The sequence below is a fragment of the Pseudomonas sp. MF6776 genome, from assembly GCF_016613125.1.
Classification (GTDB): Bacteria; Pseudomonadota; Gammaproteobacteria; order Pseudomonadales; family Pseudomonadaceae; genus Aquipseudomonas; species Aquipseudomonas iridis.
In genome coordinates this window covers 86,886-100,252 of the sequence record NZ_JAENSQ010000007.1, presented here as the reverse complement: position 1 = coordinate 100,252, position 13,367 = coordinate 86,886, and the positions used below count along the sequence as shown (strand labels likewise).

General features: G+C 59.4%; 13 protein-coding genes. 3 read left to right on the top strand and 10 right to left on the bottom strand.

Annotated features, from left to right (window positions below; translation table 11 throughout):
- The first annotated feature begins 131 nt into the window (after positions 1-131).
- Positions 132-1,139, top strand: coding sequence for a DUF481 domain-containing protein (locus JJD74_RS10550; protein ID WP_042557948.1), 1,008 nt, complete (start codon positions 132-134; stop codon positions 1,137-1,139).
- A gap of 147 nt (positions 1,140-1,286) precedes the next feature.
- Here the strand turns inward: JJD74_RS10550 and JJD74_RS10545 are convergent, their stop codons facing one another.
- Positions 1,287-1,496 (bottom strand): cold-shock protein, encoded by a 210-nt coding sequence (locus JJD74_RS10545; protein ID WP_002554837.1) that lies wholly within the window; start codon positions 1,494-1,496, stop codon positions 1,287-1,289.
- A 353-nt stretch (positions 1,497-1,849) separates the two neighbouring features.
- Between JJD74_RS10545 and dcd the strand changes: the two genes are divergently transcribed.
- A complete protein-coding gene (dcd, locus tag JJD74_RS10540) occupies positions 1,850-2,416 on the top strand; it encodes a dCTP deaminase (RefSeq protein WP_010462661.1) in 567 nt (188 codons plus the stop codon).
- A 107-nt stretch (positions 2,417-2,523) separates the two neighbouring features.
- Positions 2,524-2,733 carry a hypothetical protein gene (locus JJD74_RS10535; RefSeq protein ID WP_042557949.1) on the top strand — a complete coding sequence of 70 codons (210 nt, stop codon included), beginning with the start codon at positions 2,524-2,526 and terminating at the stop codon, positions 2,731-2,733.
- Between the two features lie 55 nt (positions 2,734-2,788).
- Here JJD74_RS10535 and pdeM read toward each other — a convergent pair whose 3' ends face one another.
- The 9 genes from pdeM to JJD74_RS10490 all read right to left on the bottom strand — a co-directional run bounded on the left by pdeM (position 2,789) and on the right by JJD74_RS10490 (position 13,269).
- Positions 2,789-3,445: a ligase-associated DNA damage response endonuclease PdeM gene (gene pdeM, locus JJD74_RS10530; protein WP_042557950.1), complete on the bottom strand. Its 657-nt coding sequence runs from the start codon at positions 3,443-3,445 to the stop codon at positions 2,789-2,791.
- On the bottom strand, positions 3,445-5,931 hold the full coding sequence (locus JJD74_RS10525) for a ligase-associated DNA damage response DEXH box helicase (protein WP_200613530.1): 2,487 nt from the start codon (positions 5,929-5,931) through the stop codon (positions 3,445-3,447). Before JJD74_RS10525 ends, pdeM begins: the two co-directional genes overlap by 1 nt.
- 190 nt (positions 5,932-6,121) lie before the next feature.
- Positions 6,122-6,886 (bottom strand): ABC transporter ATP-binding protein, encoded by a 765-nt coding sequence (locus JJD74_RS10520; protein WP_200613512.1) that lies wholly within the window; start codon positions 6,884-6,886, stop codon positions 6,122-6,124.
- A 13-nt stretch (positions 6,887-6,899) separates the two neighbouring features.
- Positions 6,900-8,018 carry a succinylglutamate desuccinylase/aspartoacylase family protein gene (locus tag JJD74_RS10515; RefSeq protein ID WP_200613495.1) on the bottom strand — a complete coding sequence of 373 codons (1,119 nt, stop codon included), beginning with the start codon at positions 8,016-8,018 and terminating at the stop codon, positions 6,900-6,902.
- 30 nt (positions 8,019-8,048) lie between these two features.
- Positions 8,049-8,759, bottom strand: coding sequence for an ABC transporter permease (locus JJD74_RS10510; RefSeq protein WP_047300003.1), 711 nt, complete (start codon positions 8,757-8,759; stop codon positions 8,049-8,051).
- Positions 8,756-9,484: an ABC transporter permease gene (locus JJD74_RS10505; RefSeq protein WP_042557956.1), complete on the bottom strand. Its 729-nt coding sequence runs from the start codon at positions 9,482-9,484 to the stop codon at positions 8,756-8,758. The genes JJD74_RS10510 and JJD74_RS10505 overlap by 4 nt, the downstream gene beginning before the upstream one ends.
- Positions 9,485-9,540: 56 nt before the next feature.
- On the bottom strand, positions 9,541-10,323 hold the full coding sequence (locus JJD74_RS10500; RefSeq protein WP_042557957.1) for a transporter substrate-binding domain-containing protein: 783 nt from the start codon (positions 10,321-10,323) through the stop codon (positions 9,541-9,543).
- Between the two features lie 226 nt (positions 10,324-10,549).
- Positions 10,550-12,238 (bottom strand): ATP-dependent DNA ligase, encoded by a 1,689-nt coding sequence (locus JJD74_RS10495; RefSeq protein ID WP_200613492.1) that lies wholly within the window; start codon positions 12,236-12,238, stop codon positions 10,550-10,552.
- Positions 12,235-13,269 (bottom strand): ligase-associated DNA damage response exonuclease, encoded by a 1,035-nt coding sequence (locus JJD74_RS10490; protein ID WP_115146433.1) that lies wholly within the window; start codon positions 13,267-13,269, stop codon positions 12,235-12,237. The genes JJD74_RS10495 and JJD74_RS10490 overlap by 4 nt, the downstream gene beginning before the upstream one ends.
- Positions 13,270-13,367: the final 98 nt, after the last annotated feature.

Genomic DNA, 13,367 nt, shown 5'->3' with positions numbered 1-13,367 from the left:
CTGAAGCGTAAACCCTGATCGGCCAGTTGAGAAATGAACTCAATGGAAATAGTCCGGTCACTCCTTGTCAGGGTTTTATTCCTCCGGATAATGCCGATCCCTTTACGCAAACTTGAGCCCTCGATTCGCTTATGTTTTCCAGAACCTTGCTGTGCCTTGCTGTTTGTAGCGCGTCCACGCCCCTGCTTGCCGACACCGTCTGGATGAAGAACGGTGACAAGCTGACCGGCACTATCACTGTGTTCGACGGCGGCAAGCTGTTGATCCAGACCAAATATGCCGGGGCCGTCACGATTGACTGGAAAGAAGTCAAAACCCTGGACAGTGATCAGCACCTGCTGGTCAAGCAGGATGCGTACACGGGTGAAATGTCCAAATCGCTGACCGCGGCTGACGACGGCAAGGTCACCCTGGCCAATGGCGAAGCGCCAAAAACCGTGGAGCTGGCGAGCATTCAGCAGATTCTCAAGCCCAAACCGGTGGTCGAGGATCTGGTGTGGAAGGGCAATGTCGATCTGGCGCTGGACTATCAGCGTGCGGAGAAGGACACCGACGATTACGACATCGGCTTCAAGACTACGGCGCGGCACGGTCGCTGGCGGCACATTGCCGAAGGCGAATACAACCGTGAAGTACAGGACGATGTGACCACCACTGACAACTGGCGCGCCGAGTACTCCCTTGACCGCTTCCTGACCGATCAGTGGTTCTGGCAGGGGCGTCTGAACTATAAGCGCGATCACATCGAAGAGCTGGCGCGTCAACGTGTCGTCGGTACCGGTCCTGGCTACCAGTTCTGGGATGATGAGTTGGGGGCATTCTCGCTGGGCTCGCTGCTCAACCGCACCGATTACGAATACAAGGATGGCAGTAAGGACAACTTCTACTCCGTTGCCATGAAGTGGGACTACAACCGCTACCTGATCGGCAAGAAGGTCGAGTTCTTCACCAACGGCGAAGTTGGCAAGCCGTTGTCCAACGTGGCCAATTACGCGCTGGATGCCGAGATGGGCTTGCGCTACAAGGTCACCGAGTGGGCCTCGCTGAACCTGAAGGCCGAGCGTGACATCATCAGCGGTACCAATGATGCAGATTTGAACAAGACCCGTTATACCGCTGGGTTTGGCGTGGCTTGGTAACGTAAAGCAAAAGATCGCAGCCTTCGGCAGCCCCTGGATTCAGGAGGGGTTGCCGAAGGCTGCGATCTTTTTTTGCGCCTGAAAAACAGACGCCCACAAAAAAGCCCCGCTTTTAAGGGCGGGGCTCTTTTCTAAAGAAGCTACAAGTTAGATAACTTGTACTTCCTCAGCTTGCATGCCTTTCTGACCGCGGGTAGCGATGAAAGAAACCTGTTGGCCTTCTTTCAGGCTTTTGAAGCCGTCGGATTGGATAGCTTTGAAGTGAACGAACAGGTCGTCACCGGATTGTGGGGTGATGAAGCCGAAGCCTTTTTCATCGTTGAACCACTTAACGGTACCGGTTTGGCGATTAGACATGGTGTAACTCCTTGAACAAAGATAACTGCGACACAGGAAGAACCCTGGCCGAGACTGAGTGCAAAGAGCAGGAAAAATTCTTGTAGATGGTTGGATCGAAATTCAACATATCGTGTAGAGATTCTCAGTGACACAAGCAGCACAGTGGCGCCACCTTAACCCTTTTTCCGGAATGTGCCAATGCTTCTTGCGAAGGTTTCTTTAATTTCGGGATCGGCGGTGTGACAGTTCGTCGCCAGAGTCCGCAAATCCAGGGTGTTCGGCGAGAATTGCACCGCGCACTTTGAACGCGGCGGCGCGACCGGTAAGATGCCGGACAGAATTTTTCCACCTCGCTATTCAGGACACCCGCCATGAGCATCAAATCGGACAAGTGGATTCGCCGCATGGCGCAGGAACACGGCATGATCGAACCGTTCGTCGAGCGCCAGGTGCGTGGCAGTGACGACAACCGCGTGATTTCCTATGGCGTGTCGAGCTACGGCTACGATGTGCGTTGCACCAGCCACTTCAAGGTGTTCACCAACATCAACTCGGCCATCGTCGATCCGAAAAACTTCGACGCCGGCAGCTTCGTCGACATCCATAGTGACGTTTGCATCATTCCGCCGAACTCCTTCGCCCTGGCCAGCACCGTCGAATACTTCCGTATTCCACGTAACGTGCTGACCATCTGCCTGGGTAAAAGCACCTACGCGCGTTGCGGCATTATCGTCAACGTCACCCCGCTCGAGCCGGAGTGGGAAGGCCACGTGACGCTGGAATTCTCCAACACCACCAATCTGCCGGCAAAAATCTACGCCAACGAAGGCGTGGCACAGATGCTCTTTCTTGAATCCGACGAGGAATGTGAAGTTTCCTACAAGGATCGCGGCGGCAAGTATCAGGGCCAGCGTGGCGTAACTCTGCCGCGTACCTGATTCGTCCATCCGGCGGATGTCGGGAATTCTTTGGCGGGCAGACACTCTATGGGGTGTACTGCCCGTTTTTGTGTCTGGCAAAACGGGCCTTCGCCGAGGAGTGCCCCATGAAGATCGATCCGCATATCAGTGCCGAACTGGCAAGGCTTGAGCCCAATCAGATTGGCGTCTTAGCCTGGTCCTTGTTGGCACATCCGCCCATCAGCATGGCCGGCGGGATTCCTGGTCAGCCTGATCCCGATACCCCCAACGAACAACCGACCGAGCCGGGCGAACCGACCCTTCCGGATGAGCCGCCACCGGCACCTGTCGCCTGATTTGCACTAAAAACGCGCTAAATGAATGGTCGGTCAGTAGAGGTCCGTAAAGACTTCAACTGACTGGCCAAATTTCGTTGTCACCGATAACAAAAATCCTGCAGGTCTCGTCACGGTCGACCTGATAACCACCGGTGAACGCACCGAACGCCGGCATCAGGCTGATGCGCTCGCCGAGTTTGAAACAGGCCAGACGCAGGCTCTGCCGGCCTTTGCCGTGCAGCCGATAGACCGGGTGCACATGCCCGGCCAGCACATGTCTTTCAGCGTGGGGATCGGGTTCGTGTTGCAAGGCGAACGGGCCGAGCAACAGCGGCTCCGGCACGACGCGAATGTTCAACGATGCGGGCGGGTCACCCGCGCGTTTGTCGTGATTGCCGCGAATCAGCGTCATCGGCAGATCAGCGTGGCGCGACCGCCATTCGGACAGTGCGCTTAACGTGCCTGGCGCATGGGAGCCCGGGCCGTGGAGAAAATCGCCAAGAAAGATCAGTTGCCGACAGGGCAGTTTCGCCAACAGTCGATCAATCACGGCGATGTTGCTTGACGTCGTGCCTTGCGGAACCGGCTGACCGAGGCTGCGATAGGCGGCAGCCTTGCCGAAATGCACGTCGGCGATCAACAGCGCTTGCTGCGCCGGCCAATACAGGGCCTTTTCCGGTAACAACCAGAGTTCCTCACCGGCCAGACGAACGGGGTAGGGCGCATTCATCAGCCCTTGCCCTTGTCGGCTGATTGCTCCAGATCACCCACCATCCGCCTGATCCGGTCAGCGAGTTTTTCCGAGCTCATGCTCTCGCGCATGCGTTCCACCAGCAGCGGAAAGCCTAAGGGTGTAGGACGTTTGATTAGGTGTACGTCGAGTTTCATGCGATTGATGTGCTCCAGCGTCTGTTCAAGCCTGTGAATATCCAGTTCCTCTCGCAGGACTTCTTCCCCGGCCTGCGCCAGCAGCAGGTTGTCGGCGTCATATTGTTTGAAAACCTCGAAAAACAAACCGCTGGAGGCTTGCACTTGGCGGGTACTTTTTGGCGCGCCGGGGTAACCGGCGAACACCAGCCCGGCAATTCGGGCGATTTCGCGAAAACGCCGCAGGGCCAGTTCCCCGGCGTTGAGGCTGGCCAGCACATCACGCAGCAGATGTTCGGGGCTGAACAGTTCGGCATCAAGTTGCTGCGACCAATCAACCGGTGTGGCGCTGAGCAACTCCAGACCGTAATCGTTGACCGCGATCGAGAACGTCACCGGCTGACGCTGACTGGCACGCCACGCGAGCAGGCTGGCGAGCCCCAGGTGCACTTGGCGACCGGCAAACGGATAGAGGAAAAGGTGCCAGCCTTCGCGGGATTTCAGCACCTCGACCAGTAAGTTGTGCGTCGTGGGCAGGCCAGACCAGCGCGCCTGGGTTTCCAGCAAAGGGCGCAGGGCCTGCATTTCCGGCCCGACAAAATCACCCTGTGCGGCGGCGGTGAAGCGTGTCACTACCGCCTCGGCCAATTCATTGGAAAGCGGCATGCGCCCGCCATTCCAGCGCGGTACGGCGGCTTTTTTCGTGGTGCTGCGTTTGACGTAGGCGGTCATGTTCTCCACGCGTACCAGCTCCAGCAGACGTCCGGCAAACAGAAAGCCATCACCGGGCTTGAGCCGCGCAATAAAACCTTCTTCGACGCTGCCCAGTTGCTTGCCGCCGCCACCCTTGCTCCAGAATTTCAGCTGAATGCTCGCGTCACTGACGATGGTGCCGATGCTCATGCGGTGCCGCCGCGCCAGCCGCGCATCTGGCACGCGCCAGACACCGTGCTCATCCGGTTCGACTCGTCGGTAATCCGGATACGCCGTCAGAGACATCCCGCCATGGCGTACGAATGCCAGCGCCCAGGCCCAATCCGCCTGTGTCAGATCACGATAAGCCCAGGCGCCGCGGACTTCTTCGTACAGCTCCTCGGGGATAAATCCGCCCCCCAGCGCCATGCTGACCAAATGTTGCACCAGCACATCCAGCGGTTTTAGTGGTGAGCGTCGCGGTTCGATACGCCGTTGCGCCACGGCATCGCGGGCAGCGACAGCTTCGATCAGCTCGAGGCTGTGGGTGGGCACCAGCGTCACTCGTGAGGTGCGTCCCGGTGCATGGCCGGAACGCCCGGCGCGCTGCATCAGGCGGGCGACACCCTTGGCCGAACCGATTTGCAGCACGCGCTCCACCGGCAAAAAATCCACGCCCAGATCCAGGCTGGACGTGCAGACCACTGCCTTCAAATGGCCGTCCTTCAATGCCTGCTCTACCCAGTCGCGGGTGTCACGGGACAATGAGCTGTGGTGCAAAGCGATCAACCCAGCCCAGTCCGGCCGCGCTTCAAGCAGCGCTTGATACCAGATTTCCGACTGCGCCCGGGTGTTGGTAAACACCAGGCTGCTGGCGCAGGCGTCGAGTTCGGCGACTACTTGCGGCAGCATCTTCAGACCGATGTGTCCGGCCCAGGGAAAACGTTCGATAGTCGTTGGGAGGAGGGTGTCGACCTTGAGGGTTTTTTCACTCTGGCCCTGAATGCTGACGCCACCGCCCTGTGGGATTAGCACCTGCTCGGCGTGGGATTGATTACCGAGCGTGGCGGAGACGCCCCAGACGATCAGGTCTGGCTGCCAATAACGCAGGCGGGCGAGGGCCAGTTGCAGTTGCACGCCGCGTTTGTTGCCGAGCAATTCGTGCCATTCGTCCACGACGATCATGCGCAGGGTCGACAGTGCGCTGTGTGCGTCGGCGCGGGCGAGTAGCAGCGTCAGGCTTTCCGGGGTGGTAATCAGCGTGGTCGGCAGACGTCGGCTCTGGCGCGCACGTTCGCTGCTGCTGGTGTCGCCGGTGCGCAGGCCGATGCTCCACGGGATCTGCAGATCGGTCACCGGCGTTTGCAACGCGCGGGCGGTGTCGGCGGCGAGGGCGCGCATCGGCGTGATCCACAGCACGGTCAGTGGTTCGGCAACGGGTTTGCGTTTGCGCACCGTTTCAACAACCGGCGCGGATCGAGCGAAACGGTTGAGCGCGGCAAACCACACCGCATAGGTTTTACCGGCGCCGGTGCTGGCGTGGAGCAGTCCGGACTGGCCGTTTTTTACGGCGGCCCAGACCTGTTTCTGAAAGACGAAGGGTTTCCAGGTACGGGCGCTGAACCAGGTTTTTGCAAGGTCGGGAGATTTCGCCATGCCGGCTGCGCGCGCTCTGGAGGGGTTCTTCCAATGACCGCGGCTTGGCAGGACAAGTTTAATTTTGTGGGTGATGGATTTCCCTGTGGGAGCGAGCCTGCTCGCGAAGGGGGCTGAACATTCACAATTAATGTGACTGACAGAGCGCTTTCGCGAGCAGGCTCGCTCCCACAGGGTTTACGTGTGTTGCTTATTTCAGGTTGCCACTGAGGAATTGCTTCAGGCGTTCGCTTTTTGGATTGCCCAACACGTCTTCGGGGGCACCTTCCTCTTCCACCAAGCCCTGATGCAGAAACAACACTTGGCTGGACACCTTGCGGGCAAAACTCATCTCGTGCGTCACCATGATCATCGTCCGGCCTTCTTCCGCCAGGCCCTGGATCACCTTCAGCACTTCACCTACCAGCTCCGGGTCCAGCGCCGAGGTCGGTTCGTCGAACAGCATGACTTCCGGCTCCATCGCCAATGCCCGGGCGATTGCCACGCGTTGCTGCTGGCCCCCGGAGAGAAACGCCGGGTACTGATCAGCCACACGTGCCGGCAAGCCGACCTTGTCCAGATAGCGCCGCGCGCGATCTTCGGCTTCCTGTTTGCTGCAACCCAGCACCCGGCGCGGGGCCATGGTGATGTTTTCCAGCACGGTCATGTGGCTCCACAGGTTGAAGTGCTGAAACACCATCGCCAGTCGCGTGCGCAGGCGTTGCAGCTCACTTGCGTCAGCGACGTGCATGCCGTGATGGTCGGTGACCATGCGGATGGCCTGGCCATCAAGGCTCATGGCGCCGGCGTTGGGTTGTTCGAGAAAGTTGATGCAGCGTAAAAACGTGCTTTTGCCCGAGCCGCTGGCGCCGATCAGGCTGATCACGTCGCCGGTCTTGGCCTTGAGCGACACGCCTTTGAGCACCTGATGGTCGCCATAGCTTTTGTGCAGGCCTTCAACGGTCAGTTTGTACATGGGACAGACATCCTCAAGGCGAAAGTAGGTAGCCGCTGCGATAGGCTTCGGCGCCCGCGACGTGGGCGATCACCATGCCGGCCGTGGCCATGCGCCGCAGCGAACGGGCGTACATCAGGCCGGCAGTGGTGCAATGAACGGGGGTGATGCGATCGTTGATCGGGTCGATGATTTCGGCGATCTGTTGGCCCGCCTCCAGGTATTGCCCCGCCGTGGCGGTGTATACCAGCAGGCCGCCGACCGGCGTGGTCACTGGTTCCACCCCGGCCAGTGGCGTGGCGGGGTACGGCAATGGCGGCTGCGGTTTTGTCTCACCGACGATGGCATCGGACTGGATCAGATAATCGATCAGTGCCTGACAGTCGCGGCTGGCCATGGGGTGATTGACATCGCCCTGACCGCGCAACTCGACGGTCACTGAAAAACTGCCCAGCGGAATCTCGAACTGTTCGCCGAAACGCTCCCGCAGTTGCCACCAAAGCAGGGTGAAACACTCATCGAACGACTGTCCTCCCGAGTCAGTGGCCAGCAGACTGGCCTGCGAGCCCATGTAACGCGCCAGCGGCTCGACCTGCGGCCACGCTTCGGGCGTGGTGTAGAGGTGAACCACGGATTCGAAATCGCAGTGCAAGTCCAACACCATGTCGGCATCGCAGGCCAGCCGTTGCAGGGTCAGGCGCTGTGATTGCAGTTGCGTGCTGGCGGTCTGGCGGGCGAGGGCGTGGCGCAGGCTGGTGCGGATCAGTTCGAGGTTGCGTTGCGGGTCATCGCCCAGCTTGCCCTCGATGGCATTGCCGATTTCTTCGCTGAGGTCGACGAACCAGCGATTGAAATTTTGCCCGCTCTCCAGTTCGTAGCGGCCCAGTGGCACGTCCATCAGCACTTGTTCGAGGCCGATCGGGTTGGCCACCGGTACCAGCACGATCTCGCTGCGCAGACGGCCGGCCGCCTCCAGCTCTGCAAGGCGCTGTTTGAGATGCCTGGCCACGAGCATGCCGGGCAATTCATCGGCATGCAGCGAGGACTGGATGTAGACCTTGCCTCTGGCCTGTTCCGGGCCAAAGTGAAAACTGTGAATCTGTCGTGCGGTCCCCGGCAGCGGGGCGAGCAGGTCATGTATCTGGTGTCGCATGTTCTTTCTCTTTATTCCTGAAAGCGCGGCTTAGTGAGTCGGCCCGAGGAAGGCCAGCCATCGGCGTTCGGCGAGGCGAAACAGGCCGACCAGCGCAAAAGTAATGGTCAGGTAAATCAGCGCGGCGATGCCGAACGATTGAAAAGTCAGAAAGGTCGCCGAGTTGGCGTCCCGGGCGACTTTCAGGATGTCGGGGATGGTCGCGGTGAAGGCCACGGTGGTCGAGTGCAGCATCAGGATCACTTCGTTGCTGTAGTAAGGCAACGAACGCCGTAGGGCCGAGGGCATGATCACGTAGGCATACAGCTTCCACCCGGTCAGACCGTAGGCCTTGGCCGCTTCGACTTCGCCGTGGTTCATGCTGCGGATCGACCCGGCAAAAATCTCCGTGGTGTAGGCGCAGGTGTTCAGGGCAAACGCGAGGATCGTGCAGTTCATCGCATCGCGAAAGAAGCTGTCGAGGATCGGCTGCTCGCGCACCGCGGCGAGGCTGTAGATGCCGGTGTAACAAATCAGCAGTTGAATGTAGAGCGGCGTGCCACGGAACAGGTAGGTGTAGAACTGCACCGGCCAGCGGATATAGAAGTGCGGGGAAACCCGAGCGATCGACAGCGGAATCGACACAATGAAGCCGATGAAGATCGAAGCACTGAGCAGCCACATCGTCATCGCCAGCCCGGTGATGTTCTGGCCGTCGGTATAAAGGAACGCTTTCCAGTATTCCTGCAGGAGTTCGATCATCGTACGGCCTCCCGGGAACCGGCGGCATAACGGCGTTCAAGCCGGCGCAGGATGAAGTTCGAGGCACTGGTGATCAGCAGATAGATCAACGCGGCGAGGACCAGGAAGTAGAACAGTTGATAAGTGCTTTTACCGGCGTCCTGCGCGGCTTTGACCAGATCGGCCAGACCGATGATCGACACCAGCGCCGTGGCCTTGAGCATCACCATCCAGTTGTTGCCGATGCCCGGCAGGGCGAAGCGCATCATTTGCGGGAACACCACGAAGCGAAAGCGCTGGCCGCGTTTGAGGCCATACGCAGTGGCGGCTTCAACCTGCCCGCGTGGTACGGCGAGGATCGCGCCACGAAAGGTTTCGGTGAAATACGCGCCATAAATGAAGCCCAGGGTCAGCACACCGGCGCTGAACGGGTCGATCTCGATGTATTCCCATTCCATGTAATCGGTCAGCGACGTCAGCCAGGTTTGCAGGCTGTAGAAGATCAGCAGCATCAGCACCAGATCCGGCACCCCGCGGATCAGCGTGGTGTAGAGCTGGGCGGGCAGACGCACCAGTTTGACTTTTGACAGCTTGGCACTGGCGCCGAGCAGGCCGAGCAACACGGCCACCAGCAGCGACATCGCCGATAATTTGATGGTCATCCAGGTGCCTTGCAACAGCAACGGGCCGAAACCCTGAAGGCTGAACGCGGAGAGCCCCAGATTTTGTAAGAGGTTTTCGAACATAAATCAGCAACCTGAGCGGATGGAAAAGGCGCCCATCGAGGATGGGCGCCGGGGCATTATTTGCCGCTGTACAGATTCAGATCGCCAAAGTGTTTCTTTTGAATCTCGGCGTATTTGCCGTCGTCGTGTAACGCTTTGATACCTTTATCCAAAAGCGCTTTCAGCTCAGTGTTACCTTTCTTAATACCGACAGCAGTTTTGGCCGGCAGCAATTCGCTGTCGACGGGCTTGCTGACTTCGTAGCCTTCACCTTTTGGCGACTTCAGGAAGCCCAGTTCGGCTTGCAGCATGTCCTGAATGGCGGCATCGAGACGGCCAGAAGTCAGGTCGGAGTAAACCTGATCCTGATTCTGATAGGCCTGAGTCTTCACGCCAGCCTTGTCCAGCACGGCTTTGGCGTAGGCTTCCTGAATGGTGCCTTGCTCGTAGCCAACGGTTTTGCCCTTGAGGGACGCGACGTCTTCGCTCAGGCCGGAACCCTTCTTGAACACGTAAGCGGTCGGGCCGGAGAACAGTTCGCTGGAGAAATCGATGACTTTCTCGCGAGCCGGGGTCACTGTCATCGACGAGATCACACCGTCGAATTTGTTGGCCTTGAGGCCCGGAATCATGCCGTCGAAGTCACTTTCGACCCACTTGCACTTGACCTTCAGTTCGGCGCAGATCGCGTTGCCCAGATCGATGTCGAAGCCTACCAGGCTGCCGTCGGCCGCTTTCGACTCAAACGGTGCGTACGAAGGGTCAACGCCAAAGCGCAGCTCTTTGTATTCCTTGGCCAGCGCGGAGCCAGCGGCCATGCACAACGCCAGTGCAGAAAGGGTCAGCAATGCTTTTTTCATTATTCAATCCCTAAGAACCAATATGAGCGCTTGTGGCGCAGAATTATTGTTACTGGAACGCGTACGACCTATAGAAAGTAGCAATTTCCGAACCATAGTCCCGAACAAGTGTTTTAAAAGGTGGGATTAATAGATAAGCAGAAAATTGATGCACGGAAACGGGCATCGCAAATTTGATGCACTTTTTGTGTGCGCTGCGGTGCGTGGGAGCGATCGCGGGTGAGGGTCAGGCCAACAGATCCTGCAACGTCGCCAGGCTATCGGCCTCGTCCACAGTCTTGTCCTGCCGCCAGCGCAGCATCCTTGGGAAACGCACGGCGATTCCGCTCTTGTGCCGGCGCGAGAGGGCGATGCCTTCAAATCCCAGTTCAAACACCAGACTTGGTTTCACACTGCTGACCGGGCCGAATTTTTCCACGGTGGTTTTGCGCACGATGCTGTCGACCTGCCGCATTTCGGCATCCGTCAGCCCTGAATAGGCCTTGGCGAACGGCACCAGTGCGCGCTGACTGGACTCGGGCGGGCCGTCCCACACGGCGAAGGTGTAATCGCTGTACAGGCTGGCGCGGCGGCCATGACCGCGTTGTGCATAAATCAATACCGCGTCGACACTGAAGGGGTCGACCTTCCATTTCCACCACACGCCCATGTCTTTGGTGCGGCCCACGCCATATAGAGAATCGCGTGCCTTGAGCATCATGCCTTCGACGCCCAGGCGCCGCGAGGCTTCGCGCTGACGGGCGAGGTCGAACCAGTCCGTGCCGGTCAATACTGGCGAGGGCAGCAGCACCGGGCTGTTGCAGCGGGCGATGACATCCTCCAGTTGCGCGCGGCGCCGGGCTTGCGGCTGATTGCGCCAGTCTTCGCCTTGCCATTCCAGCAAGTCGTAGGCGAGCACCACCACCGGTATGTCTTCGAGGATTTTCTTGTCGAGGGTTTTGCGCCCGATTCGCTGTTGCAGCAGGGCGAACGGTTGCACCGCAGGCGGCTCGGTCGATTGCGGATCAAAGGCATCTTCGGTGTGCGGACGGGTGCTTTTCCACACCACAATTTCACCGTCGATGACCGTGCCATCGGGCAAACCGTGGACCAGCACATCCAGTTCGGGGAAGCGCTCGGTCACCAGTTCTTCGCCGCGCGACCACACCCACAACTGGCCGTCACGCTTGACCACTTGCGCGCGGATGCCATCCCACTTCCATTCCACCTGCCAATTGCTTGCAGGGCCGATCAGCGCTTCGAATTCTTCAACCGGTTGCGACAAGGCATGCGCGAGGAAAAACGGGTACGGCTGACCGCCGCGCTGAGCATGCTCGTCGGCAGATTCTGCGGCGATCAGCTTGAGATAGCTGGCTGCATCGGGCCGATTCGACAGGTCGGTGTAACCCACCAGACGCTGGGCGACACGTTTGCTGTCGAGGCCGGCCATCGACGCCAGTGCGCGGGTCACCAGCAGTTTCGATACGCCAACGCGGAAACTGCCGGTGATCAGTTTGATGCACAGCATCAGGCTCGGACGATCCAGTTGCGCCCACAGTGCAGGCAATTGCAGTGACAGAGACTCCGGGGTTTCACCGCGTAGCGGTAGCAACTTGTCCTCGATCCATTCGGCGAGGCCTGCGTCGGAGCTGTGCGGGTTTTCCGGCAGTACCAGCGAAATGGTTTCCGCAAGATCGCCGACCGATTGATAGCTCTCCTCGAACAGCCATGGCGTCAGCCCGGAGACCGCGACCGCCAGTTCGCGCAGGATCCGCACCGGCACCAGTTGCCGTGGCCGGCCACCGGACAAAAAGTACACCGCCCACGCTGCATCTTGCGGTTCGGCCTTGGCGAAGTAGGCCTGCATGGCGGCCAGTTTGGCGTTGCTGGACGTGGTGGCGTCGAGTTCGGCGTACAACTCGGCGAAGGCTTTCATGCTGGTATCTCTGCGATGGTCGGAGTGGCTGCGGCGCTATCTTCTTCGTCATCGCCGTATTCGGTGTTGAAGCCTTGGGCATCGAGACCTTGCTCGCGCAGATGGCGCACCAGCACACCAATTGAACCGTGAGTGACCATCACCCGTTCGGCGCCGGTCTGGTCAATCGCCCATAGCAGACCGGGCCAGTCAGCGTGGTCGGACAGCACGAAACCGCGATCGACTCCACGCCGCCGACGCGTGCCGCGCAGGCGCATCCAGCCACTGGCGAACGCGTCGCTGAAGTCACCGAAGCGCCTCATCCAAGTGCTGCCGCCGGCTGAAGGCGGTGCGATGACCAAGGCCTGGCGCATGATCGGATCGTTTTTTTTCAGATCACCGGCGTAGATCGTCGGCGGCAGGTATACGCCGGCGTCGCGGTAAACCCGGTTCAACGGTTCGACGGCGCCGTGGCTGAGGATCGGTCCGAGGCTTTCGTCGATGCCGTGGAGGATTCGCTGGGCTTTGCCGAAGGAATAGCAGAACAACACGCTGGCCTTGCCGGCGGCGATATTGCCTTTCCACCATTCGTTTATTTCGCTGAACACCTGCGCCTGCGGCTGCCAGCGATAGATCGGCAGGCCGAAGGTCGATTCAGTGATGAAGGTATGACAGCGCACCGGTTCGAACGGCGCGCAGGTGCCGTCCGGCTCGATCTTGTAATCGCCGGAGGCGACCCAGACTTCACCGCCATATTCCAGGCGAACTTGCGCCGAGCCGAGCACGTGACCGGCCGGGTGGAAACTCAAGGTGACACCGTGGTGGGTCAGGCGTTGGCCGTACGCGAGGGTTTGCAGGTTGATGTCCTGTCCCAGGCGCGAGCGCAGAATCCCTTCGCTGGCGCTGCTTGCCAGATAATGCTGGTTGCCGGTGCGGGCGTGATCGCCGTGGGCATGGGTGATCACCGAACGCTCGACGGGGCGCCAGGGGTCGATATAGAAATCCCCGGCGGGGCAGTACAAACCTTCCGGGCGCGCGATAACAAGATCCATGTCATTGCCAGAATGGGGGGCTTGTTAGCTATGAGGTTGGCGCGAGGGTGGAAGTTCTATTGGATTTTCAGGGGTGAAAATCAAAAGATCGCAGCCTT

Coding starts and splice junctions, on each gene's coding strand:
- JJD74_RS10490 (WP_115146433.1), bottom strand. CDS start 13,269: ATGGATCTTGTTATCGCGCGCCCGGAAGGTTTGTACTGCCCCGCCGGG.
- JJD74_RS10550 (WP_042557948.1), top strand. CDS start 132: ATGTTTTCCAGAACCTTGCTGTGCCTTGCTGTTTGTAGCGCGTCCACG.
- JJD74_RS10515 (WP_200613495.1), bottom strand. CDS start 8,018: ATGCGACACCAGATACATGACCTGCTCGCCCCGCTGCCGGGGACCGCA.
- pdeM (WP_042557950.1), bottom strand. CDS start 3,445: ATGAATGCGCCCTACCCCGTTCGTCTGGCCGGTGAGGAACTCTGGTTG.
- JJD74_RS10535 (WP_042557949.1), top strand. CDS start 2,524: ATGAAGATCGATCCGCATATCAGTGCCGAACTGGCAAGGCTTGAGCCC.
- JJD74_RS10525 (WP_200613530.1), bottom strand. CDS start 5,931: ATGGCGAAATCTCCCGACCTTGCAAAAACCTGGTTCAGCGCCCGTACC.
- JJD74_RS10545 (WP_002554837.1), bottom strand. CDS start 1,496: ATGTCTAATCGCCAAACCGGTACCGTTAAGTGGTTCAACGATGAAAAA.
- JJD74_RS10510 (WP_047300003.1), bottom strand. CDS start 8,759: ATGATCGAACTCCTGCAGGAATACTGGAAAGCGTTCCTTTATACCGAC.
- JJD74_RS10505 (WP_042557956.1), bottom strand. CDS start 9,484: ATGTTCGAAAACCTCTTACAAAATCTGGGGCTCTCCGCGTTCAGCCTT.
- JJD74_RS10520 (WP_200613512.1), bottom strand. CDS start 6,886: ATGTACAAACTGACCGTTGAAGGCCTGCACAAAAGCTATGGCGACCAT.
- JJD74_RS10500 (WP_042557957.1), bottom strand. CDS start 10,323: ATGAAAAAAGCATTGCTGACCCTTTCTGCACTGGCGTTGTGCATGGCC.
- dcd (WP_010462661.1), top strand. CDS start 1,850: ATGAGCATCAAATCGGACAAGTGGATTCGCCGCATGGCGCAGGAACAC.
- JJD74_RS10495 (WP_200613492.1), bottom strand. CDS start 12,238: ATGAAAGCCTTCGCCGAGTTGTACGCCGAACTCGACGCCACCACGTCC.